The organism is Microbispora hainanensis (genome assembly GCF_036186745.1).
GTDB lineage: Bacteria > Actinomycetota > Actinomycetes > Streptosporangiales > Streptosporangiaceae > Microbispora.
This window is the reverse complement of the sequence record NZ_CP108086.1, coordinates 6492988-6514506: the sequence shown is the minus strand read 5'-3', so window position 1 is coordinate 6514506 and position 21519 is coordinate 6492988. Positions and strand designations below refer to the sequence as shown.

The following is a 21519-nucleotide window of genomic DNA, read 5'->3' as shown; positions in this document are numbered from 1 at the left end:
CTGCCGGTCAGGGACCGGGCCGGGGCGAGCGTGCGCCGCCGTCAGGACGAGGAGAGCGAGCATGGCCATAGTGGAGGGCGTGGAGGCCCGTGGGACGCACCACTGCGAGACGACGGCGCTGGGGGTGCTTCTGCGGCACGAGGGGCTCGACCTGTCCGAGCCCATGCTGTTCGGGCTGGGCTCGGGCCTGTCGTTCGTCTACTGGGACGCCAAGGGCATGCCGTTCCCCTTCCTCGGAGGCCGCGTCAGGCCGTTCGAGCTCACCAGGAACCTGGCCGACCGGCTGGGGCTGACGCTGACGACCGAGGAGACCACCTCGCCGCGCAAGGCGTGGCAGAACGTGGCCGCCCCGATCGACGCCGGCCGGCCGGTCGGGCTCCAGCTCGACTCCTACCACCTGGACTATTTCCGCTCCACAGTGCACTTCGGCGGTCATGTCGTCGCGATGTACGGCTACGACGAGCACGACGTCCACCTCGTGGACACCGAGCAGCAGGGAGGAGCGGTGCGCACCAGCCGGGCCTCCCTCGCCCGGGCCCGTGCCGAACGCGGCCCGATGACCGCGAGGAACCGTTCCTTCACCATCACGGTGCCGCCCCGTCCGCTCGCGTGGCAGGACCGGATCGTCCCCGCCGTCAGAGCGTGCGCCGACGCCTTCCTCGCCGCTCCCATCGCGAACCTCGGCTGGCGCGGCATCGAGAAGGCAGGCGCTAAGGCGCCCGGCTGGCTGGAGCGTGCCGGGGACCCCGGGCGGGACCTGCCGCAGGCCGCCCTCCTCATGGAGAAGGGCGGCACCGGCGGCGCGCTGTTCCGCGCCCTCTATCGCGACTTCCTCGGCGAGTGCACCGAACTGATCGGCCACCACGGTCTCCGCGCCGGTCACCGGATGTACGGTGAGGCCGCCGTCCTCTGGACGCAGGTGTCCGAACTGATCGCGAAGGCGGGGGAGAGCGGCGACGCGGGCTGCCTCCGGCAGGCCGGGGCCATCCTCCGCGACCTGTCGCGGCTGGAGAAGGACGCCATGCAGGTGCTGAGCCGGCTATAGGAGTGCTCGCGGGGCCGGTCCCGCTGGACATGACGGTGCTCAGCCCAGCGGGACGCTCCACTCCAGGCGGGCGCCGCCGCCGTCCGGGGAGGCGAGGGCGAGGGCGCCGCCGAGGCGTTCGGCCCGGTCGGCGAGGTTGCGCAGGCCGCTGCGGCGGCCCTCGGCCGGGATGCCGACGCCGTTGTCCTCCACCACCAGGGTCAGCCGCCCGTCCGCCGCGTGGACGGCGACGTCGGCGCGGGTGGCCCTGGCATGGCGGACGACGTTCGAGAGCGCCTCGCGCAGGACGGCGAGCAGGTGCTCGGCGACCTCGGCGGGCACGTCGTTGTCGAGCCGGCCCTCCAGGGTCAGGCCGGGCATGAAGCCCAGATGCCCCCGGGCGCCCTCGACCAGGTCGACGACCTGGGCGCGCAGGCTGGGCGAGGCGTCCTCGTGCGGGGTCTGCAGGGCGAAGATCGTCGAGCGGATCTGCCGGATCGTGGTGTCCAGCTCGTCGATCGCGCTCTGCAGCCGGGAGGAGGCCTCCGGCCGTTCGACCAGGCGCACCGCGCTCATCAGCGTCATGGCGACGGCGAACAGGCGCTGGATGACCACGTCGTGCAGGTCCTTGGCGATGCGGTCGCGGTCTTCCAGCAGGCCGAGCCGCTCGGCGTCGCGGCGGGTCTCGGCCAGCTCCAGCGCGACGGCCGCCTGCCCGGCGAAGGCGTGCAGGGTGCGCAGCTCCGACTGGCTGAACGGCATCCGTCCCGATCGTTTGACCAGGGCCAGCACCCCGCGTACGGCCCCGGGCGCGCCCAGCGGCACGGCGGCCACCGGCCCGGGCTCCAGATCGCCGGCCCAGATCAGGTGCAGCCGACCGTGGTCGAAATCGTCCAGCGCCAGCGGCTCACCGCTCAGGAACACCCGGCCCGACAGCGAGCCCTCGACCGCGACCTCGTCCTCGACGAGCCGGACCGCCGGTCCGTCCCCGATCGGCCCGTCCTCGGCCGGCGCCACATCCTGCAACGCGACGCGCAGCACCTCGCGGTCGCGGTCGGGCAGCAGGATCGCCACGGCGTCGGCGTCGGCCATCTCGCGGGCGCGCCGGGCGATCAGGGTGAGGACCTCCCGCGGCTCGGCCCCCGACAGCAGCCGCGTGGTGATGTCGGAGGACGCCCGCAACCAGGTCTCCCGGCGGCGGCTCTCCTCGTACAGTCGGGCGTTCTCGATCGCCACGCCGGCGGCGGTGGCCAGGGCGACCACGATCGCCTCGTCGTCCTCGTCGAAGTTCCCGCCGCCGCGCTTCTCCGTGAGGTAGAGGTTGCCGAACACCTCGTCGCGCACCCGCACCGGCACGCCCAGGAAGCTGCCCATGGGCGGGTGACCGGGCGGGAATCCGTACGACTCGGGATGGCGGGAGATGTCGGCCAGCCTCAGCGTCTGCGGCTCCTTGATCAGCAGGCCGAGCAGGCCCAGCCCGTGCGGCCAGTGCTCGATCCTGGCGATCTCCTCCTCGCTCAGCCCTACGGGCACGAACTGGACGAGCGTGTTCTCCTCCCCGATCACGCCCATCGCGCCGTACGTCGCGTCGACCAGCGTCGTGGCGGTCTCCACGATGCGCCGCAGCACGACCTCCAGATCGAGGTCGCTGCCGATCGAGACGACCGCCTCCAGCAGCGCGTGCACCCGGTCACGGGTGGCCAGCACGGCCTCCAGACGTGACTGCAACTCCGCCAGCAGATCGTCCAGCCGCATGCTGGGAATCAGCGACCGAGGCTCGTTCTCCGTCATAGTGCGAAGTTTCGCACCGCCGACGTCCGGGTGCCCACCCCAGGTGGTCGTCCGCACCGTCGAAGCAGACGCGGAGCGAGGCCGTCAACGGTCTTCGGTGCGCGCGGACCGGGGTGCGTGGCCGTTCAGCCGGGCCGTCTCGCCGCCGGGCGCCGCAGGCCGAGGCGCCCGGGAAGCGGCCCGGCCATCGCCGTCAGCTCGTGCGGAGCCGGGCGGCGGGTCACCATGAAGAGCGTGAGGCGGCCGGGCAGGGGCGCGGCCGATATGCGATCTCCCTCCTGGGCATAGGCGAGCCCGAGCCCGCGGGGCAGGACGGCCGGGCATCTCAGCAGCCGCGCGAGCCGTACGGCGGTCTCCGCGGTGGCCGCCGCCCGGGGCCTCGCGCCGAGGCCGGACAGCCGCTGGTGCAGCGTGTCGGCGGACATGTCGTAGGTGTAGGCGACGACGTCGAGACCGGCGAACGGCCGCCGGCCGTCTCTCGCGGGCGCGCCCTCCGGCGTCAGGACGGCCAGCCGATCGGTGGCGACGGGTGTGGCGCTGACGGTGGCGGGCAGGCGCATCTGGTCGGCTACGGCGACGAACGCGGCGTCCAGCGACCCCTCGCCCACCCACTCCACGAGCCGGTCGCCGTGGTCGGTCACCTGGTCGACCGTCGCGCCGTCCATCAGCTCGTCGAGCGCGGGGAAGAGCAACGGGGCGAGGCTGCCGAAGGTGCCGACGCGGAAGGTTTTCGCCCGCGCCGCCGCCCGCGCCCGGTCGAAGATCCGGCCCAGATGATCGAGCACGTGAGCCGCCTCTGCGCACAGCGCACGACCGGCCGGCGTCGGCCGCGCCCCCGTCGTGTCCCGGTCGAAGAGCCGCTCGCCGACCCGCCGTTCGAGCGCGGCGAGGCGCTTGCTCGCGGCCGGCTGGCTGATCAGCAGCTCTCTTCCGGCGGCCCCGACCGAGCCGTGCCGGGCGATGGCCTCGACGAGCCGGAGGTCCTCGACCGAGGGGAATGAGCTCATATCCGGATGTTATGAGTTCTGATGGCGATTCGTCGCCTACCGGGGGATTCCGCTCGCCCGGAGGATGACGGCGTGAACACCGGACGCGACATCGTCGCCATGCTGACAACCACGTTCGTGACCTGGATGGGGCAGCGCACGACGGCCGTGGCGCTTCCGCTCGTCGCGCTCGCCGAAACCGGATCCACCTGGTCCACCGGGCTGGTCGGCGGAGCGGTCGGGCTGCCCATGCTCACCTCGCCCTGGTGGGCCAGAGGAATCCGGCAGCGGCTGACCACGGGCAGAGCCCTCGCCTGCGTGCTCGTCGTGCAGGTGGCCGGGCTCCTCGTCGTTCCGGTGGGCGCGGCAGCCGGCACGGTCGGCGCGGTCCACCTCGCCGCCGCCGGTGTCATCACCGGGTGCGCCACCGCGCTGAGCGGGCCGGGGCAACGTGCCCTGCTCTCGGACATCTGCGATCCCCTCGGTGCCACCATCACGACGAAGATGCTGGCCTGGCAGGATTTCATGCACCGCGTCACGATGATCCTGGCGCCACCGGCGGCGGGGTGGGCCGTGACCGTCGGCGGGCCGTCGCCCCTGCTGTGGGCCGAGGCCGCCGGCGTCGGCGTGGGAGCCGCCCTCCTGTGCACCGTGCGCGGCACCGCGACGCCTGCCGTGCATGTCGGCCCTGCCGCATCCGGCGGCCCGGCCGATGGGTCCGGCGCCCCGGCCCTGCGTCAGGTGCTGGCGCGGCACGGGGACATCCGGCGTGCGGTGACCATGTCGGGAGTCGGCGGGCTCGTGTGGTTCGCCTTCACGCTCGGCCTCGCGATCCTCGGAGCCGAGACCGGGCGGCCCGGACTGCTCATTTCGGCCGGCATGACCGGATATGGCCTGGGCTCGCTCGCCGGTGCCCTCCTGGCGCCGGCGCTCGTCCCGCGGATGCCGGCACTGGCGACCATGGCAGTGGGCTGGGCCGTTCTCGGCGTGACGTTCGCCGTCATGCCGGCGGCGGCGTCGTCCCTCGTCGTCCTCGGATGCGTGGCCGCGATCGGGGGCTTTTCCATGCCGCTCGGCATCGGCGCGCTGAACCGGCTCATCAGCACCCGCACCGACGGGGCGGAGCGGCGAGCGGCCTTCGCGGCGGAGAGCCTCGTGCACGACGGGGCGGTCTCGGTCGGCCTGCTCGCCGGTGGCGCGGTCATCGGCGTGGCCGGCGCGGGCCCGACTCTCGTCGCCGCCGGAGCCGCCCAGGTGCTCGTGGCGCTCCTCGCCGGTCCGTGGTCGGGTGCGGCACGACGCCTGGTCTCGTACTTCTCACCGGTCGCCGCCTGAGGCCCGGTCGGATCCCCGTGCGCCGCGGGGTTCTACCTTTCGCGGGAGCGGTGCGCGCGGACCTTGTGGCGGTTGCCGCACCGCTCCATGGAGCACCAGCGCCTGCTGCCCGGGCGTGAGGTGTCGACGAAGACGAGGGCGCAGTTGTCGCCCGCGCACTCCCGTACGCGGTCGGCCAGAGGGCCGGTGAACAGCTCGATCGCGTCCCTCGCGACGGTCGCGACCACCTGGCCGCCGGTCGCGGGGGTGGCCCAGGACCGCCGCCCGTCCGCCGTCATCACGGGCGTCAGCGGTGGCGCGGACGCCGCGAGGTTGACCGCGTCCACGTCCGCCTGCCGCGGCGTACGCCCGTGGACGTGGTCGCCGGCCAGTCCCCACAGGGCGGCGCGCAGGGTCTTCGCGCGGGTGAGCTCGCCGGCCGTCGTGTCCACCTCCGCCAGGCCGAGCCGGGACACGGCGGCCCACCGTGCCAGGTCGGCCGGCTCGTGCAGCGTCTCGTAGTGGGCGTAGACCCCCACGCCGCCGCTCACCAGGAACTCCAGGCAGAGGGCGCCCGGATCGAACCGGAAGGAGCCCCCGCTGCGCGGATGTAGCGTCAGAGTCATGTAACCACTATAAAGGGTTACATGACTCTCGAATGGAAGCTCGTCGTCGACTGCGCCGACCCGCACGCACAGGCCGCGTTCTGGGCGCAGGCCCTGGGCTACGAGGTGGAGGACAACAGCGCCATCGTCGGCCGGCTTCTGGCCGGCGGCGTCGTGGGGGAGGAGGCGGTGACCCCCGACCACACGGCCTTCCGCACGCTGCGGGCCGTACGGCACCCGGACGACCCGGTCGATCAGGACACCGGCACCGGCCTCGGCCGCCGGATCCTCTTCCAGGCGGTCCCCGAGCCGAAGGCAGGCAAGAACCGCCTGCACATCGACCTGCACGCGGGCCCCGAGCGCAGGGACGCCGAGGTCGACCGGCTCAAGGCGCTCGGCGCGACCGTGCTGCGCGTCGTCCAGGAGCCCGGCAGCCACCACGTGACCATGGCCGACCCCGAGGGCAACGAGTTCGACGTGCAGTGAGCCGCTACAGCCAGCCGTTGTGGCGGGCCAGGCGGGCGGCCTCGATCCGGTTCCTGGTGCCGGTCTTGCCGATGGCCGACGACAGGTAGTTGCGCACCGTGCTCTCCGACAGGTGCAGGCGGGCCGCGATGTCGGAGATCGTCGAGCCGTCGGCCGCCGCGGCCAGCACGTCCCGCTCCCGGTCGGTCAGCGGGCTCGGGCCGGTGCTCAGCGCCGCCGCCGCGAGCGCGGGGTCGATGACCCGCTCGCCGCGCAGCACGCGGCGGACGGCGTCGGCGAGATCCTCCACCGGGCCGTCCTTGACCAGGAACCCGCGCGCCCCGGCTTCCATCGCCCGGCGCAGGTAGCCGGGCCGCCCGAACGTCGTGAGGATGAGCACGGCGCAGCCGGGCAGGCGCTCGTGCAGGTCGGCGGCGTTCTCCAGCCCGCCGCGGCCCGGCATCTCGATGTCGAGCAGGGCCACGTCGGGCCGGGTCCGCAGGGCGGTGTCCACCACCTCGTCGCCGTGGCCGACCTGGGCGACGACCTCGATGTCCTGCTCCAGGTTGAGGAGCAGGGCCAGCGCGCCGCGCATCATGCCCTGGTCCTCGGCCAGCAGCACCCGGATCACTGACCGTCCTCCCTCGCGTACGGCACGGCCACCCGGAGCAGGAAGCCTCCGTCCGGCGGCGCCGTGGTCTCCACGGTGCCGGAGGCGGCCCTCACGCGCTCACGCAGGCCGATCAGCCCGTTGCCGTGCCCGTGGGCCTGCTGCGGCGGGCCGTCGTCGCGGATCTCCAGCACCAGGAGCCCGTCGTCGTCGCGCAGGCCGATCTCGCAGGCCGACGCGTGGCTGTGCCGGACGACGTTGGTCACGCCCTCGCGCACGGCCCAGCCGAGCAGGGCGTCGGCCTCGGGGCCGGGCCGTACGGAGGAGGTGCGGACGGTCACCTTGATTCCGGCGTCCGCGAGGGCGGCGCGGGCGGAGTCGAGCTCGGCGGTCAGTCCCCTGCCCCGATAGCCGGTGACGGCGGCCCGCACCTCGGTCAGCGCCTGCCGCCCGATCTGTTCGATGTCGGACGCCTGCTCGGCCGCCGCATCGGCGTCCACCCGGGTCAGCCGGCGTACGGCCTCGGCCTTGACGACCATGATCGAGAGGGTGTGCCCGAGCAGGTCGTGCAGGTCGCGGGAGAAGCGCAGCCGCTCCTCGGTCACCGCGGTCCGGGCCAGCTCCTCGCGGGTGGCCTTGAGCTCGTGGATGGCCTCCCACAGCCGGATGATGATCGCCGGGATCAGGCCCGCGGTGAACGTGCCCCAGATCATGGAGAGCACGCCGGTGAGGCTCGCGTCGGCCCGCACGGCCACGACCAGGGCGGCGACGCACTCGGCGATCAGTATCACCGGCAGGATCCTGCCGCGAACGGCGGTTCCGGTGGCGACGGCCAGCATCATGACCAGGTAGAGCCAGTTGCCCGCGAACCCGATCATAGACGCGAGGACCACCACCGCGAGCAGCCCGAGCGCCGGCAGGGCGCGCCGCCGGTCCGTGAACGCGAAGTGCGTGGTGGCCACGTACAGCCCGGCGGCGGCCAGCGCGGCCGGCCAGGCCAGCCAGAGGGGATGGGATCGGCCGTGCGCGATGTCCCACACGGGCGCCGCCGTCACGGCCACCCACATGTACATGCCTTTGGCGTCGGGGCCGCGCTCGCCCTCGCGCAGCGGATCGAGCCAGGTGCCGCGTTCTGTCGTCATCGGAATCGTCACACTAGCGGTCAGGCCCGGCGACCGGCACGACGGTAGCCGTACACCGCGTAGACGCCGAAGACCAGCAGCCAGGCCGACAGGAGCACGACCTGACGGAGGGTGGGGACGTCGCCGAACGCGATCCGCCACGACAGGCCCGCGTAGCTGTTCGACGGGGTCCACTCGGCGATCGCCGCCAGCCAGGACGGGAACTTCTCGACCGGCACCCACAGGCCGCCGAGGATCGACAGCGTCAGCATGGTCGCGATGTTGGCCATCGCCGCGGACTGGCCCGACAGGCGATAGCCGTTGCCGAGACCGAGCAGGGAGAACGGCACGGTGCCCGCCCACAGGAGCGCGATGATCACCAGCCACCGCTGCGGTGGGAGCGAGACGTGGTTGACCAGCACGCCGGCCAGCAGCACGGCTGCGATGCTGGGCACGACGGCGACCGCGCCGGTGACGACCTTCCCCGCCACGACTTCGGCCGGGGTCAGCGGGGTGAGCCGCAACTGGCGCAGCCACCCCGCCGCGCGGTCCTCGGCGATGCCGCTGCCGTTGTTGAACGCGCCGCCGAGCGCGCCGTACGCCGCCATGCTGACCATCGTGTAGATCGCGGCGTCGTGCTTGTCGCCGGGGGCCAGGCCGAGGTTGGTGAAGACGAGGTACATGACGACCGGCATCACGATCCCGAAGATCACATAGCCGCCGTCGCGGAGGGCCCTGGTCAGTTCGAGCCGTACGTATCCCCACATCACACGTTCTCCTTGGTCGTGAGGGCCACGAAAGCGTCCTCCAGGTCGGCCGGGGCGACTTCCAGATCGCGGATGGCGTCCGCGCGGGCGAGGGCCATGACGGTGGCGTCGGAGTCGCCGGTGCGCAGGTGGACCCGGCCGCCCCTGATCTCCATGTGGCGCACGCCCGGCAGGGTCGCGAGCCAGGCGGACTCGCCGTCGGCGGCCACGCTCACGGTGGTCAGCGCCGCCGCCCGCTTGATCTCCGCGCTGGTGCCGTCGGCGATCACCCGGCCGTGGCCGAGCACGACGACGCGGTCGGCATGCTCGTCGGCCTCATCGAGATAGTGGGTGCTGAACAGGATGGTCTTGCCCTGGCTGGCCAGCCCGCGCATGCCGTCCCAGAACTCGCGCCGGGCCTCCACGTCGAGCGCGGCGGTGGGCTCGTCGAGGACGATCAGGTCGGGGTCGCCGCACACCGCCATCGCGAACCGCACGCGCTGCGCCTGCCCGCCCGACAACCGGTCCACCCGGCGGTCGCGCAGGTCGTCGATCCGGGCGAGCGTGAGCACCCGGTCGAGGGGGAGGGGAGCGGGATAGGTCCCGGACACGAAGGTCAGCAGCTCGCGGACCGTGACCCGGGGGACCAGGCCGCCCTCCTGCGGCATCGCGCCCGCCAGGCCCTGCCTCACGGCCTGCTCGGGGTCGAGGCCGAACAGCGCGGCCCGCCCGGAGTCGGGCGGCAGCAGCCCGAGCAGCAGCGCGATGGTGGTCGACTTGCCCGCGCCGTTGGGGCCGAGGAGTGCCACCGTCTGGCCGCGGGGGATGGCGAGCGTGAGCTCGTCCACGGCCCGTACGGGGCCGAAGCGCTTGGTCGCCGAGGTCAGTGACACGGCGTCGGCGGTGTTCGTGGTCATGGAAACGACGGTAGGCAGGCGCCGTCGGCCCAGGTAGAGAGATCGATACGACCCTGGGCAGGACAAATGTCCTGCCCAGGAAATCTACAATGTAAAGGCGCCGGGTCGGTTACGCCGGTTTGGCGAGAAGTGCAGCCAGGTCGCCGGGGCGGGAGAGCATCGGCCAGTGACCGGTGGGCAGCTCATGCAGCTCCCACTCGGGCCCGCCCAGCGGCGCGAACGCCGGATGTCCGGCCGCGATCAGCCCTCTGACCTGGGCGAGCGGGAACGAGCAGCTCACCAGCGTCTTCGGCAGTGCGGCGAACGCCGCGGCGTCGTCACCCAGCGTGAGGGGCTGCGTGATCGTGCCGAGCGGCTGTGCGGTGGCCCGGGCGGCCATCAACGAGCGCTCGTGCTCGCCCAGCCCCTCCAGGCTCGCGCCCGACTCCTGCAGTTCATCCCAGGAAGGCATGGGGTAGCGCCAGTCGTCCTCGACGCGCTTCTCGACGAACTCCCGCCCGGTCAGGTCGATCTGGGCCATGCCGTCCGGCACCGGGCCGCTCTCGACGTACACGACCCGGCTCACGCGGCCGGCGGCGCGGGCGGCGGCCCCGGTGACTGCGGCGGCGCTGCCGCTGTGGCCGATCAGGACCACATCGCGCAGGTCCTCGGCCTCGGCGAGGCCGAGGATGTCGCGGATGTGGGTCTCCAGATCCAGGGCGGGGGAGGCGAGATGGGCGCGGTCGGCGAGGCCGGTGAGGGTCAGCGGGTGGGCCTCGTGCCCCATGCCGCGAAGCGCGGCGGTCACGTCCCGCCACGCCCACGCGCCGAGCCAGAAACCGGGAACGAGTACGTATGTCGTCATGCGTCGACGCTAGGGCCGAATCAGGGCAGAATCGGTCCTGATATGTCCACCAATCGCATCCTCGCCTTCCTGGAGCTGCTGCAGGCCAGGCCGGGGCTCACCGGTCCCGAGCTGGCCGAGCGCCTGGAGGTGGACGTGCGGAGCGTGCGCCGCTACGTGCGCAGGCTTGAGGACCTCGGCATTCCGGTGGAGGCCGAGCGGGGACGCTACGGCGGCTACCGGCTCAGGCCGGGATATCGGCTGCCGCCGCTCATGCTGACCGGCGACGAGGCCGCCGCCGTGGTGCTCGGGCTGCTCGCCGGCCGCCGCGCGGGCCTCACCGTGGGCGAGGGGGCGGCCGAGAGCGCGCTCGCGAAGATCCAGCGGGTGCTGCCCGACGCCCTGCGCGACCGGGTCGGCGCCGTCGAGGAGATGGTCGGCCTGACCACCCGCACCGCCGCGACATCCCGGCCGAGCGGCGCCACCCTGCTGACGCTGGCCGACGCCGCCCGGCGTCGTCTGCGCGTACGGCTGGCCTACCGGTCCTTCCGGGGACAGGACAGCGAGCGGGCGGTCGATCCGTACGGGCTGGTGTTCCACTCGGGCCGCTGGTATCTGACCGGCCACGACCACCGCAGGGGCGAGGTGCGGACGTTCCGGCTCGACCGGATCGGCCGGGCGGAGACGACGGGGGAAGAGTTTCCCGCACCGGGGGAGTTCGACGCGGTCGCCCACGTCATGGAGTCGCTGGCCGCCGTGCCCTACCGGTACGAGGTCGAGGTGGTGCTGGCCACGACGATGGAGGAGGCCCGGCGGCGGATCCCGCCGGCGGTGGCCGCCCTGGCTCCGGTCGATGGCGGCGTACGGATGACCGGCCGGGCCGAGCGGCTGGACGGCATGGCCCAGGTGCTGGCCGGCCTCGGCGTGCCGTTCACCGTGGTCGGCCCGCCCGAGCTGCGTGAGGAGGTCCGGGCGCTTGCCCGTCGTCTGGAGCAGTGGGCCGACCGGCCTCCGAGGGACTGACGCGGCGACCGGCGGATCCGTTCAGGCGCGGCCGAACCGGGCGGCGAACCGCGCGGTGAACAGGTCGGCGCCCTTGCGTTCGAAGACCGTCTCGGCCGTGGCCGCGGCGACACCGTCCGGTGTGGGGAGCTGGCCGACGCCCGTACGCGTTCCGAGCGGAAGCAGGATCCTCCGCTCGGACGTCGGGGTGTGCACCGCGTCCGGCCGGTCGCCGGCGAGCTGCGCCTTGAGGTTCCGCACCACGACCCCGGCATGGGTCATCGCATAGGAGGCCATCTTGGGGTCGGGGAGGGCGACGATGTCGCCGATCGCGTAGACGTGGTCGTAACCCTGGACGTTCAGCCGCTCGGTGACCGGGATCGTCTTCTGCTCGGTCAGCGGCGAGAGGCATCCGTCGGCGAGATAGCCGGTGTTGACCTCGACCCCGAAGGCGCGAAACCAGATGTCCGCCACGATCCGTTCGCCCTTGTCGGTCGTGACCGCGATACGGCCGGCCCGACCGGCCTCGACCGTCGGCAACGCGGTGAGACCGGTGTTCAGCCGCACGTCGATGCCGAGCTCGTCGAGCCGGCGGCGTAGCTCATCGCGCACCTCGGGAAGGAAGCCGGGGAGCAGCTGATCGGCCCTGTCGAGGACGAGCACGTGCTTGTCCGGCCAGACGTCCTTGATCTCCCCGGCGAGCTCCAGGCCGACCGGGCCGGCGCCGAGGATCAGCACGCGCCCGGCGCCGGCCAGCTCCCTGTGGGTCTCGCGCAGATCGTCCAGCTGCTCGGCGATGCTCGTCGACGCGTGGCGTGGTTTGGCCGGATATGTGTAGCCGGAGCCGGTGGCCAGAACCAGATAATCGGCCTCGACCCGCTCGCCCGAAGCGAGCGTAACGCCCTTCGGGTCGACCGAGACGGCCCGGTCGCGGATCACTCGTCCCCGCTGGAGCAGCGTCGCGAACGGGAAGAACGCGTTGTGCGCCCAGTCAGGGCGGGTCAGCGCCCGCAGCGACGCGGCCGCGTTGACGAAGGCCTCCCGTGGGTCGATGAGTGTGACGTCGGCCTCGGAGTCCAGCTCCTTGGCGACCATCGACCCGCCGTACCCTCCCCCGACGACCACCACGGTGTGATTCATCCTCGCTCCTCATCGCATTGCCGTTGTCGGGCGGCACGCGCGGCGCTCAGGACGAGGGGCCGTACGGGACACGCCCAGAGTTGACGTGACAACTTTAAGCCCGGAGTGAGTTGTCGCGTCAACTCCGGGTCGTTATGGTGGGCTCATGGAGAAGCCCCGGACGCTGGAACCCGAGCAGTGGGAGCTCTGGGACAGCTGGATGCAGGCGCAGCGTCTCCTGGCCCGTGAGCTGGACCGTGGCCTGCAGCGCGACCACGGCATCTCCAAGGCCGAGTTCAGCGTGCTCGTGACGCTTCACCGGACGGCCGGGGGCCGGATGCGCGTGACCGAGCTCGCCGAGTCGCTCGCCTGGGAGAAAAGCCGGGTGGCGCATCAGCTGACGCGGATGGAGAACCGTGAACTGGTCGACAGGACCGAGGACCGGTCCGGCCGCCGGATCGGGGTCGGGCTGACCGCCAAGGGCCGCAGCGCCGTGGAGAACGCCATCCTGGGGCACGCGGACAACATCCGCCGCTACTTCTTCGAGACGCTCACGCCCGAGCAGGCCGCCGCCATCCACGCGTGGAGCAGGCAGGTGGCCGCCCGCATCGAAGCGCGTTCCGGCGCGGACGCCGATCAGCCGGCTGTGTGACGGTCCCGATCGGGCGCGGCGGGCGTGAGCGGCAGGGTGCCATGAGCGGCAGGGTGCGAGGGGCCGGGGCTGGTCGCGACTATCGCCAGTCACCGTTGCCCAGCGTCTGACTGCCGATGACGGCGAGCAGGCGCAGCTTGTCGTAGCTTTCGGTGCCCGGCGTGGCCGTGTAGACGAGTAGCGCCTGCGACTGGTCGGGATCGAGCAGCGTCTGGCACTGCAGTTCCAGCACGCCGAGCTCGGAGTGCACGAGGCGCTTGGTGTCCGGGTGCCCGAGACCGACCTCGTGCCTGTCCCAGAGCGCGGCGAACTCGGTGCTGCGGCCGAGGAGATCGCGGGCGAGGGCGGCGGCCCGGGAGCGGGGTCCCTCACGCGTGGCGGCCTCCCGCAGCAGGGAGGTGAACACCCGTCCGTACATGGGGTGGTCGTCCTCCAGGTAGAGGCGCCGTTCGTCGGGGTCGGTGAACCACCGGTAGAACAGGCTGCGCGCCATGCCGCTGAAGACGGTCTGGTCGCCGAACAGGGCGACGGCGGCCGGGGTCTGCCGGAGCGTCTCGCCGAGTGCGGTCGTCACCATGGCGGGTGTGTCGCAGAGCCGGTCGAGGACGCGCATGATCCCCGGGTTCACGTGGTCGCCCCGCAGCGCCCGTTGGGGGGCGCTGTGCCCGGCGAGCCGGAAGAGGTGGTCGCGCTCGTCGAGGGTCAGGCGCAGCCCGCGGGCGATCGCGGCGAGCATCTGCTCCGACGGCTGCGGTCCCTTCAGGCGTTCCAGACGGCTGTAGTAGTCGCTGGACATGCCGCAGAGGGCGGCCACCTCCTCGCGGCGGAGGCCGCTGGTGCGCCGGCGCGGCCCGCGGACCATCCCGACGTCCTCGGGTTGCAGGGCCTCCCTGCGCTTGCGCAGGAAGTCCGCCAGTCCCTCGCGGTCCACCCTCTGCCTCCTCGCCTTCTCCCGTCCCCGCTCATCCTCACGCGCCGGTCACCCCTTATCCACGGCCTGCCGATCCCCGGATAAGGAGGCCACGGCTGTACGGGCCGTGGTTGCGCGGGCCGTGGCTGCGTGAGTCCCGGCTGCGTGAGCCATGGACATGTGGGCCGTGGCAGCCCGGCGCGCCACCCGGTGAACTGGGCGTGGCGGCCCCGCCAGGAGGCCGTCTACCCGATGACCAGGAGCTTTCATCATGACCTCTCAGCGAATCGCCCTCATCACCGGCGGCAGCCGGGGTCTCGGGCGGGCCACGGCGCTCGCCCTCGCCGAGCGCGGCGTCGACGTCGTCGTCACCTATCGGGCCGGCAAGGACCAGGCCGAGGAGGTGGTCGAGTCCGTGACCCGGCTCGGGCGCACCGTGGCGGCATTGCCGCTGGACACCGCGGTGGTGGCGGGGTTCGACGACTTCACGGCCGAGTTGCGCCGCATCCTGCGTGAGCGGTGGCACCGGGACGATTTCGACCATCTCGTCAACAACGCCGGCATCGCGGTCACCGCGGCGTTCGCCGACACGACAGAAAGCGACTTCGACTCCCTGGTCGACGTGCACTTCAAGGGCGTGTTCTTCCTCACGCAGAGGCTGCTGCCCCTCATCGCGGACGGCGGCCGGATCGTCAACCTCTCGACCGGGCTGACCAGGTTCGCGAGCGTGGGGCAGGCGGCGTACGGGTCGGTGAAGGGCGCGGTGGAGGTGCTGACGCGATACCTCGCCAAGGAGCTCGGGCCGCGCGGCATCGCGGTCAACACCGTCGCCCCCGGCCCGGTCGCCACCGACTTCGCGGGCGGGATCATGCGCGATGACGAGGGGTTCCGCGCCATGCTCGCGTCGCAGACCGCGCTGGGACGGGTGGGGGAGCCCACCGACGTCGGGGGCGCGATCAGCGCCCTGCTCACCGACGGGAGCGGCTGGATCACCGGTCAGCGCGTCGAGGTCTCCGGCGGCATTTTCCTGTGACCGTAGTCGCCGACGCGGCCGCCCGCCCGTGGTTCACGCCCGCCGGCTGAGGCGTGCCGCCGGTGCCTCCGGCGTACGGGCGACGTGGCGCGCGGCGGCGTCGGGAGAGCCGGGCCGTTCCCCGATGTCGTGGTCGCCCGCCCCGGCCGGCTCGTACGCGAGCGGGCCACCGGGCGGGAGACCACGCCGCCGGGCCACCAGGCCGGCCAGCAGGTCCTCCCAGCGGGCGCCGATGACGTCGATGTCGTTGCGGGCGGCCGTCTTCAGCGCGTTGGCGCCCATCCGGCGGCGCAGGTCCTCGTCCTCGATCAGGGTGCAGATGGCGTCGGCCATCGCGTGGATCTTCCCGGCCTTCACGAGAAGGCCGTCGTGGCCGTGGGCGACCATCTCCCCGGGGCCGGTCGGGCAGTCGTAGCTGACGACGGGGACGCCCTTGCTCATCGCTTCGAGGATGACCATCGGCATGCCCTCGTGGCGGGAGCTCAGGACGAACATCGAGGCGTCCGCGAGCACGGCGCCGACGTCCTCGGCCGGGCCTTCGAGGAACACCCGCTCGGACAGCCCGCGCTTGTCGATCGACGCCTGGAGCTTCTCCTGCCGGGGGCCGCCGCCGTAGATCCGCAGCGTCCAGTCCGGGTGCCGGGCCGTCACGTGCGCCCACGCGCGGATGAGCAGGTCGTAGCCCTTTCCCCAGGTCAGGCGGCCGACCGTGACGACGGTCTTCGTGGTGAGCGGGGAGACGCCGCCGCCGAGGCGGGGCGTCGCGTTGGGCACCCGCGCCAGCACGGCGGGCCGGTCCCCGCGTGCCTTCTCGAAGGCCCGCTCATAGGCGCGCAGGTCGGCCCGCGTGAGGGTGACGACCGCGTCGTGCCTGCCATAGCTACGGGTGATCCGCTTGCGCACCTGCGGCTGGTGCGAGGACAGGTTCCCGTGCTCCTGGGCGACCGTGATGATCTCCGGGGGCGCGAAGCGCGCGGCGATCAGGTTCAGGCCGGGCCGCGTGCCGATGAGGATGCCGCGGCGGCGGGAGCGGATGTAGCGGACCAGCTTGAGGTCGGTCCGCAGGGTGAACCAGTGGTAGGCCGCCTCGTCCTTCGGCACCAGCCTGCTCGGGAACCGAGACAGCAGGCCCTTGCGGCGGGGCAGCCGGTCGTCGAGATAGCGGATGCGCACTCCGGGAGGAACGGGGAAGAAAGGCTCCTCGCGTTCCCGTACGACGCTCACGATCTCGACGTCGTGGGTCTGCGCCAGATGCCCGGCGAGGTTGAAGACCGTACGGATGGTGCCGCCCATGCCGTTGGCGTGCAGCAGCAGGATGCGGATCTCGTGACCGTCGGGCGGCGGCGCCGTCCGGGCGCGCCGCCGGTCGCGGGCCTCCAGCGCCCGCACGATCGCTCTCGCCGCTTTCCTGGCCACCCTGCGCTGAAGAGATGACACTGTTACGCCCCGATTCGTGTCAGATGAAGATCCCCTTTCCCTGTGACGTAACCGGCAGTTGTCGCGTTGTTGTGAGCTAGGTCACAGCGTGTGTGGAAAGCCGATATACGGTTGTCCGTTTGCTGGGGGTGTCCTCCAGGAAGGCCGGCACCTGATGCACGCCGACCTGCTCGAACACGCCCTCGGGGAGATAGGAGCAGGCGCGGTCGGGCGCTCCGATGAGGACCTCCCCGCCGGCCCTCGACAGGAACGGGGTGACCCGCCGGGCCAGCGGCTCCTCGTAGTAGACGTCCCCCGCCAGCACGACCTGCTGGGACGGCGTCCCGTCGAGCAGGTCGCCCGCGGCGACCCGCACCGTGACGCCGTTGGCGCGGGCGTTCACGCCGACGGCCGCCAGCGCGTACGGGTCGACGTCGTTGGCGACGACCAGGGCGGCTCCGGCCAGCGCCGCGGCGATCGCGACCAGCCCCGAGCCGGTGGCGAGGTCGAGGACGGTGCGGCCCCGCACGATCTCCGGGTGGTCGAGCACGTGGCGGGCCAGCGCCTGCCCTCCGGCCCAGGGGCAGGCCCAGAAGGGCAGCCGCCCGGCGCGCTCCCACAACTCGTACACGTGGTCGTCGCCGCCCGCGTCCGGCCCTACGCCCGGCGCCCCGCCGGTGGGCACGCCGCTGGGCGCATTGCTGGGCGTGACCAGGTGCAGCCGTATCTCCGGCACGTACGGCACGGCCGCGAGCCGGGTATGCGCGCAGACGAAGTCCTCAGCGTCCTCGGCGACGTCCTCCACGGCCGCCGATCGTATCCGCACGGACACCCCCGCGGCGGGGCTATCCGCCCACGAGGAGGACAGAAGCGGCCGGTGACGGCGGTCCCGACGAACCTGTCTTATCGCCCCGGATCTCTCTGGGGCGTCAGTTCTCGATGTCGCCGGCAACGGTGGAGACCGGCGTGTTGACGATGCCGTCGAACGCGTCGAGGACGGGGGTGTGCAGGTAGGCGCTCTGGATCCGGATGCGGTCGGGGCCCGCGCCGCCGGAGGCCTCCGCACGCGCCCGGCGGAGATCGGCCATGCTCAGCCCGAGCCCGGCATCCGCGAAGGCGGCCTCGATGCTGCCCTGCTCGGGCGGCTCCAGCTTGGTGTTGTCGATGGCGAATCCGAAGCGGGCGTCCTCATCGGGACGCATATCAGCGGTGTGCCCGGTGATGCTGGTCAGGGCGAGGGCGACGTAGTCATCGGCCAGGCAGCGGTGGAGGTGCTGTCCCATGGGGAGCCCGGTGAGGTGGCCGTCGAAGGAGACCGGCGTCTTCTGAATGTGGGCGTTGTGGGCCGCCAGCACGATGCGGGTGCCGGGGCCGAAGCGCTCCAGGTGCCACAGGACCGACCCGGCCATGTAGACGTCGCGGGCCGAGGTGTCGGCGGTCAGGCCGGTGCCGGCGTACAGCCCGGCCATGGCACGAAAGCCGTAGTCGGCGTGGCAGGCGGCCTCGATCCGGCGCAGAGCGATCTCGTAACTTCGCCGGTCGCCGCGGGAGACGTACAGCACCTCGACGGCACGGAACCGGATGAGCAGGCGCATCAGGATCGCACTGAGAGCGTCCTGCTCGGCGGCGGCCAAGCGGGTCCAGGCCGGCGCGGCCGAGGCGGCGGACGCTCCGGCGAACGACTCGGCGATCCGGATGGCCTGCTGGACCAGCGGGAGGGTCTCGGGGTCGATCCGCCGCAGGTAGTCGGCGACGGGGGTCAGGGCGGGCAGCAGCGAGCCGCCGGCCGCGGGGACGTCGATCCCGGCGAAGCGCACCGGCACCTCGGCGGTGGCGTTGTGCCGGCGTATCCAGCGCAGCGGCTCCGCGACTCCCACAGGAATGGCCGCGGCGAGCCGGGCGTCCAGGTCGTCGTCCGTCCCCTGGCCCTGGGCCCAGGCGTCGAGGGGGAAGCCTTCGCTGAAGCCGTACTCGAAGGCCAGGACGGTGAAGCCGCAGCGTTCGGCCAGGAAGCGCAGGATCCGCCGGCGCAGCAGCGAGAACTCGGTGATGAAGTGCGAGTTCTCGCCGAGCGCGACGACGCGCGCATAGCCGATGATGTCGCGCAGCGGCTCCAGGTCGTCGAGCGGCGCCGCCGGGTCGAGGTGGGTGAGCGGGACGGCATGGGCGCGAAGCAGGTCGGCGAACGGGTTGCGGGGTGTGGAGGCAGGCATGCCGATGACTCGATTCGGAAGTGCTGGAACTCTGAAGCGCCGGATCATCCGTGGGGGAGCGGCGCCGCGTTCTCCAGGTCGTCGATGCTTCCGGACATGATCGTGCGGATGTGGTCGGTGATGTGCTGGAGCGGCCAGTCCCACCAGGCCAGCGCGAGGAGGCGCTCGATGTCCGTGTCGCCGTAGCGGCGGCGGATGAGCCTGGCGGGGTTGCCGGCGGCGATGCCGTAGTCGGGGACGTCGTCCGCGACGACCGAGCCGGAGGCGATGATCGCTCCGTGGCCGACGCGTACACCGGGCATCACCATCGACCGGTATCCGAGCCAGACGTCGTTGCCCACCACCGTGTCGCCCCGTCCGGGCAGGCCCGTGATGAGGTCGAAGTGCTCCGCCCAGGACCCGCCCATGATCGGGAACGGGAACGTCGAAGGTCCGTCCATGCGATGGTTGGCACCGTTCATGATGAACCGCACGCCCTCACCCAGAGCGCAGAACTTCCCGATGACCAGTTTCTCCGGCCCGTAGTGGTACAGCACGTTGCGGGTCTCGAACGCGGTCGGATCGTCCGGGTCGTCATAGTACGAGAACTCGCCGACCTCGATCAGCGGCGAGGTGATCAGCGGCTTCAGCAACACCACCCGCGGTTGCCCGGGCATCGGATGCAGCACGGTCGGGTCGGGGGGCACAGCCGGCATCGCGCGTCGTTTCCTTCCTGGCCAACGCTTCGAAGAGGGTCGATGGCATCACTACTGCGACAGTTGGTGCGTTAAGATACTTGCATGCCGCCGTTCCATTGAGCAACCGGACCACCAGCGATGACTTCTTCCACACCAGAGCCGGAGGGCGCCAGGCCCGTGCCGCCGCCCCGGCGCCGCCCCGGCGGCCGTACCGCCCGTATCCGCAGGCAGGTGCTCGACGCGGTGCTCGCCGAGCTCGGAGAGCACGGTTATGACGGGCTCACCGTCGACTCCGTCGCCGCCCGCTCGGGTGTGCACCGCGCGACGGTGTACCGGCGCTGGGGAGACGTCGGCGGCCTGCTCGCCGACGTCCTGGACGCGGCGGGCGACGACGCCTGGCAGCCCCCGGACACTGGTTCTCTGGAGGGCGACCTGGCGGCACTGAACCGCGAGATCCAGGACGCGCTCACCGCACAGCCGCCGATCGTGGCGGCCCTGATCGCCGCTTCGTTCCGCTCCGAGCAGGCCGATCACGCCCAACGGCGGCTCTGGGAGGACCGGTACGCCCGGTGCGAGGTCATCGTCCGCCGAGCAGTCGAGCGCGCCGAACTCCCGCCGGGCACGGACGCCCGGCGACTGCTCATCGCCGCCACGGCCCCCGTGTATCACCAGTTGGTGCTTCTCCGCACGCCGCCCGGCCCGGACCTGCCCGGCCAGGCGGCCAGAACCGCCGCTCTCGCCGCATCCGCCGGTGCCTTCGCCGTGCCGCCATCGGCCGGTGACACCTGACCGGCCCGTCCGCTCCGGGGCCGAGCAGGAGCGGCCGCACCGCCGCCTATCCCCCCGACGGCCGCTTACCGCCAGCGGTTGCCTAAAGGAGCGTGAGCTGTTCGGGCGGCGCGGGTGGTGCGGGCGAGGGAGCCGGCCGCTCGCCGGGCCGTCGCCAGGAACGGGCGCCACCCGGGTCGGCCGCGGCGTTGCCACCCGCCTCGGCGGCGCGATCGCCGCCGCCCGTTCCTGGTGCCTGATCGCCGCGCGGGGCCGACCGGCCGATGCCGTACTTGCTGGCGAGCGCGCGCACGGCGTGGCCGATCCGTTCCTGGTATGCCTTGGGGGCGTAGGCGCCCCGGCCGTACAGCTCCAGGTAACGGGGGACGAGCCGGGGGTGCTCGCGCGCCAGCCAGGCCATGAACCACTCGCGTGCGCCCGGCCGCAGGTGGAGCACGATCGGCGTGACGTGCGTCGCGCCGGTCTCGGCGATGCGGCGCACGGTGGCCTCCAGCGCCTGCGGGGAGTCGCCCAGATAGGGGAGGATCGGCGCCATGAGCACGCCGCAGGGGATGCCGTGCTCGTTCAGCGTGGCGCACACCTCCAGCCGCTTGCGCGGGGAAGGGGTGCCCGGCTCGACGGCCCGCCACAGCGACTCGTCGGTGAACCCGATCGAGACGGCCGTGCTGACGTCGGTCACCTGCGCGGCCTCGGCGAGCAGATCGAGGTCGCGCAGGATCAGTGAGCCCTTGGTGAGGATCGAGAACGGGTTGCGGGCGTCCCGCAGCGCCGCGAGGATGCCCGGCATCAGCCGGTATCGGCCCTCGGCCCGCTGGTAGCAGTCGACGTTGGTCCCCATGGCGATGGGGTGCCCGCCCCACCGGGGCGCCGCCAGTTCCCTCCGTACGAGGTCGGGGGCGTTGACCTTCACGACGATCTTCGAGTCGAAGTCCCGCCCGGAGTCCAGGTCGAGATATTCGTGCGTCCTGCGGGCGAAGCAGTACGTGCACGCGTGGGTGCAGCCCCGGTAGGGATTGATCGTCCACTCGAACGGGACCCGGCTGGCCGAGGGGACCCGGTTGATGATCGACCGTGCGTGGATCTCGTAGAAGGTGACGCCCCGGAACTCCGGGGTGTCGAAGGTCCGGGTCACCGCCGACCGCGCGAACAGGGGAGTCGTCTCTCCCTGTGCGCCTTCCCCCGTTTCGAGCCGCAGCCCTTCCCACCGCACCCTCAGATTAGAACAGAGGTTCGATGGAGATCGCAACATGCAACGCGTCGTAAATCGCGGCCCTGGAAACGGCTAACGATCTTCATGGTTGGGCAG

22 protein-coding genes are annotated in these 21519 nt (G+C 72.3%); 7 read left to right on the top strand and 15 right to left on the bottom strand.

The genetic code is table 11. The features are described 5' to 3' along the window. Positions 1 to 61: 61 nt before the first annotated feature. Positions 62 to 1045, top strand: coding sequence for a BtrH N-terminal domain-containing protein (locus OHB01_RS30115; RefSeq protein WP_328854310.1), 984 nt, complete (start codon positions 62 to 64; stop codon positions 1043 to 1045). Positions 1046 to 1084: 39 nt separating this feature from the next. Here the strand turns inward: OHB01_RS30115 and OHB01_RS30110 are convergent, their stop codons facing one another. Together OHB01_RS30110 and OHB01_RS30105 are read right to left on the bottom strand one after the other, a co-directional pair. Beyond that, a complete protein-coding gene (locus OHB01_RS30110) occupies positions 1085 to 2815 on the bottom strand; it encodes a GAF domain-containing protein (protein ID WP_147943915.1) in 1731 nt (576 codons plus the stop codon). Between the two features lie 125 nt (positions 2816 to 2940). After that, positions 2941 to 3822: a LysR family transcriptional regulator gene (locus OHB01_RS30105; RefSeq protein ID WP_142647001.1), complete on the bottom strand. Its 882-nt coding sequence runs from the start codon at positions 3820 to 3822 to the stop codon at positions 2941 to 2943. A 72-nt stretch (positions 3823 to 3894) separates the two neighbouring features. On the opposite strand from OHB01_RS30105, the gene OHB01_RS30100 reads away from it, so the two are divergent. Continuing rightward, on the top strand, positions 3895 to 5136 hold the full coding sequence (locus tag OHB01_RS30100) for a hypothetical protein (RefSeq protein ID WP_222709576.1): 1242 nt from the start codon (positions 3895 to 3897) through the stop codon (positions 5134 to 5136). 32 nt (positions 5137 to 5168) lie between these two features. Here the strand turns inward: OHB01_RS30100 and OHB01_RS30095 are convergent, their stop codons facing one another. After that, positions 5169 to 5741, bottom strand: coding sequence for a CGNR zinc finger domain-containing protein (locus tag OHB01_RS30095; RefSeq protein ID WP_328854309.1), 573 nt, complete (start codon positions 5739 to 5741; stop codon positions 5169 to 5171). A 21-nt stretch (positions 5742 to 5762) separates the two neighbouring features. Here OHB01_RS30095 and OHB01_RS30090 point away from each other — a divergent pair, with 21 nt between their 5' ends. After that, a complete protein-coding gene (locus OHB01_RS30090; RefSeq protein WP_142647003.1) occupies positions 5763 to 6206 on the top strand; it encodes a VOC family protein in 444 nt (147 codons plus the stop codon). A gap of 4 nt (positions 6207 to 6210) precedes the next feature. Here OHB01_RS30090 and OHB01_RS30085 read toward each other — a convergent pair whose 3' ends face one another. The 5 genes from OHB01_RS30085 to OHB01_RS30065 form a co-directional block, all read right to left on the bottom strand. Beyond that, a complete protein-coding gene (locus tag OHB01_RS30085) occupies positions 6211 to 6816 on the bottom strand; it encodes a response regulator transcription factor (RefSeq protein ID WP_142647004.1) in 606 nt (201 codons plus the stop codon). After that, positions 6813 to 7937: a sensor histidine kinase gene (locus OHB01_RS30080; protein ID WP_142647005.1), complete on the bottom strand. Its 1125-nt coding sequence runs from the start codon at positions 7935 to 7937 to the stop codon at positions 6813 to 6815. The genes OHB01_RS30085 and OHB01_RS30080 overlap by 4 nt, the downstream gene beginning before the upstream one ends. A 20-nt stretch (positions 7938 to 7957) precedes the next feature. Continuing rightward, positions 7958 to 8683 (bottom strand): ABC transporter permease, encoded by a 726-nt coding sequence (locus OHB01_RS30075; RefSeq protein WP_147943937.1) that lies wholly within the window; start codon positions 8681 to 8683, stop codon positions 7958 to 7960. After that, the gene (locus OHB01_RS30070; protein WP_328710005.1) at positions 8683 to 9579 is read right to left on the bottom strand and encodes an ABC transporter ATP-binding protein; all 897 of its coding nucleotides are present in this window, start codon (positions 9577 to 9579) and stop codon (positions 8683 to 8685) included. Before OHB01_RS30070 ends, OHB01_RS30075 begins: the two co-directional genes overlap by 1 nt. A 109-nt stretch (positions 9580 to 9688) precedes the next feature. After that, on the bottom strand, positions 9689 to 10423 hold the full coding sequence (locus OHB01_RS30065; RefSeq protein WP_328854308.1) for an alpha/beta hydrolase: 735 nt from the start codon (positions 10421 to 10423) through the stop codon (positions 9689 to 9691). Between the two features lie 42 nt (positions 10424 to 10465). Here OHB01_RS30065 and OHB01_RS30060 point away from each other — a divergent pair, with 42 nt between their 5' ends. Next, complete coding sequence (locus OHB01_RS30060; protein WP_328710007.1) at positions 10466 to 11425, top strand: YafY family protein; 960 nt, start codon at positions 10466 to 10468, stop codon at positions 11423 to 11425. A 21-nt stretch (positions 11426 to 11446) separates the two neighbouring features. Here the strand turns inward: OHB01_RS30060 and OHB01_RS30055 are convergent, their stop codons facing one another. Continuing rightward, on the bottom strand, positions 11447 to 12544 hold the full coding sequence (locus OHB01_RS30055; RefSeq protein WP_328710008.1) for an NAD(P)/FAD-dependent oxidoreductase: 1098 nt from the start codon (positions 12542 to 12544) through the stop codon (positions 11447 to 11449). Between the two features lie 145 nt (positions 12545 to 12689). Between OHB01_RS30055 and OHB01_RS30050 the strand changes: the two genes are divergently transcribed. Then, on the top strand, positions 12690 to 13175 hold the full coding sequence (locus OHB01_RS30050; RefSeq protein ID WP_328710009.1) for a MarR family winged helix-turn-helix transcriptional regulator: 486 nt from the start codon (positions 12690 to 12692) through the stop codon (positions 13173 to 13175). A 79-nt stretch (positions 13176 to 13254) separates the two neighbouring features. Here the strand turns inward: OHB01_RS30050 and OHB01_RS30045 are convergent, their stop codons facing one another. Further along, positions 13255 to 14106, bottom strand: a complete 852-nt coding sequence (locus OHB01_RS30045; RefSeq protein ID WP_328854307.1) for a helix-turn-helix transcriptional regulator — start codon at positions 14104 to 14106, stop codon at positions 13255 to 13257. Between the two features lie 250 nt (positions 14107 to 14356). Between OHB01_RS30045 and OHB01_RS30040 the strand changes: the two genes are divergently transcribed. Further along, complete coding sequence (locus OHB01_RS30040; RefSeq protein ID WP_328854306.1) at positions 14357 to 15118, top strand: SDR family NAD(P)-dependent oxidoreductase; 762 nt, start codon at positions 14357 to 14359, stop codon at positions 15116 to 15118. A gap of 33 nt (positions 15119 to 15151) precedes the next feature. On the opposite strand, the gene OHB01_RS30035 is transcribed toward OHB01_RS30040, so the two are convergent. The 4 genes from OHB01_RS30035 to OHB01_RS30020 all read right to left on the bottom strand — a co-directional run bounded on the left by OHB01_RS30035 (position 15152) and on the right by OHB01_RS30020 (position 19442). After that, positions 15152 to 16555 (bottom strand): glycosyltransferase family 4 protein, encoded by a 1404-nt coding sequence (locus OHB01_RS30035; RefSeq protein ID WP_328854305.1) that lies wholly within the window; start codon positions 16553 to 16555, stop codon positions 15152 to 15154. Positions 16556 to 16631: 76 nt separating this feature from the next. Continuing rightward, positions 16632 to 17339, bottom strand: coding sequence for a class I SAM-dependent methyltransferase (locus tag OHB01_RS30030; protein ID WP_328854304.1), 708 nt, complete (start codon positions 17337 to 17339; stop codon positions 16632 to 16634). A gap of 124 nt (positions 17340 to 17463) precedes the next feature. After that, positions 17464 to 18747, bottom strand: a complete 1284-nt coding sequence (locus tag OHB01_RS30025; RefSeq protein ID WP_328854303.1) for an erythromycin esterase family protein — start codon at positions 18745 to 18747, stop codon at positions 17464 to 17466. Positions 18748 to 18791: 44 nt separating this feature from the next. Then, positions 18792 to 19442, bottom strand: coding sequence for a CatB-related O-acetyltransferase (locus OHB01_RS30020; protein WP_328854302.1), 651 nt, complete (start codon positions 19440 to 19442; stop codon positions 18792 to 18794). A 120-nt stretch (positions 19443 to 19562) separates the two neighbouring features. Between OHB01_RS30020 and OHB01_RS30015 the strand changes: the two genes are divergently transcribed. Beyond that, positions 19563 to 20213 carry a TetR/AcrR family transcriptional regulator gene (locus tag OHB01_RS30015; protein ID WP_147943928.1) on the top strand — a complete coding sequence of 217 codons (651 nt, stop codon included), beginning with the start codon at positions 19563 to 19565 and terminating at the stop codon, positions 20211 to 20213. An 82-nt stretch (positions 20214 to 20295) separates the two neighbouring features. On the opposite strand, the gene OHB01_RS30010 is transcribed toward OHB01_RS30015, so the two are convergent. Beyond that, the gene (locus OHB01_RS30010; protein WP_328854301.1) at positions 20296 to 21423 is read right to left on the bottom strand and encodes an Rv2578c family radical SAM protein; all 1128 of its coding nucleotides are present in this window, start codon (positions 21421 to 21423) and stop codon (positions 20296 to 20298) included. Between the last annotated feature and the right edge of the window lie 96 nt (positions 21424 to 21519).

Excerpts from the sequence above, each read along its gene's own strand:
- OHB01_RS30115 (WP_328854310.1), top strand. The coding sequence starts at position 62 with ATGGCCATAGTGGAGGGCGTGGAGGCCCGTGGGACGCACCACTGCGAG.
- OHB01_RS30110 (WP_147943915.1), bottom strand. The coding sequence starts at position 2,815 with ATGACGGAGAACGAGCCTCGGTCGCTGATTCCCAGCATGCGGCTGGAC.
- OHB01_RS30105 (WP_142647001.1), bottom strand. The coding sequence starts at position 3,822 with ATGAGCTCATTCCCCTCGGTCGAGGACCTCCGGCTCGTCGAGGCCATC.
- OHB01_RS30095 (WP_328854309.1), bottom strand. The coding sequence starts at position 5,741 with ATGACTCTGACGCTACATCCGCGCAGCGGGGGCTCCTTCCGGTTCGAT.
- OHB01_RS30090 (WP_142647003.1), top strand. The coding sequence starts at position 5,763 with ATGACTCTCGAATGGAAGCTCGTCGTCGACTGCGCCGACCCGCACGCA.
- OHB01_RS30080 (WP_142647005.1), bottom strand. The coding sequence starts at position 7,937 with ATGACGACAGAACGCGGCACCTGGCTCGATCCGCTGCGCGAGGGCGAG.
- OHB01_RS30075 (WP_147943937.1), bottom strand. The coding sequence starts at position 8,683 with ATGTGGGGATACGTACGGCTCGAACTGACCAGGGCCCTCCGCGACGGC.
- OHB01_RS30070 (WP_328710005.1), bottom strand. The coding sequence starts at position 9,579 with ATGACCACGAACACCGCCGACGCCGTGTCACTGACCTCGGCGACCAAG.
- OHB01_RS30065 (WP_328854308.1), bottom strand. The coding sequence starts at position 10,423 with ATGACGACATACGTACTCGTTCCCGGTTTCTGGCTCGGCGCGTGGGCG.
- OHB01_RS30060 (WP_328710007.1), top strand. The coding sequence starts at position 10,466 with ATGTCCACCAATCGCATCCTCGCCTTCCTGGAGCTGCTGCAGGCCAGG.
- OHB01_RS30055 (WP_328710008.1), bottom strand. The coding sequence starts at position 12,544 with ATGAATCACACCGTGGTGGTCGTCGGGGGAGGGTACGGCGGGTCGATG.
- OHB01_RS30050 (WP_328710009.1), top strand. The coding sequence starts at position 12,690 with ATGGAGAAGCCCCGGACGCTGGAACCCGAGCAGTGGGAGCTCTGGGAC.
- OHB01_RS30040 (WP_328854306.1), top strand. The coding sequence starts at position 14,357 with ATGACCTCTCAGCGAATCGCCCTCATCACCGGCGGCAGCCGGGGTCTC.
- OHB01_RS30025 (WP_328854303.1), bottom strand. The coding sequence starts at position 18,747 with ATGCCTGCCTCCACACCCCGCAACCCGTTCGCCGACCTGCTTCGCGCC.
- OHB01_RS30020 (WP_328854302.1), bottom strand. The coding sequence starts at position 19,442 with ATGCCGGCTGTGCCCCCCGACCCGACCGTGCTGCATCCGATGCCCGGG.
- OHB01_RS30015 (WP_147943928.1), top strand. The coding sequence starts at position 19,563 with ATGACTTCTTCCACACCAGAGCCGGAGGGCGCCAGGCCCGTGCCGCCG.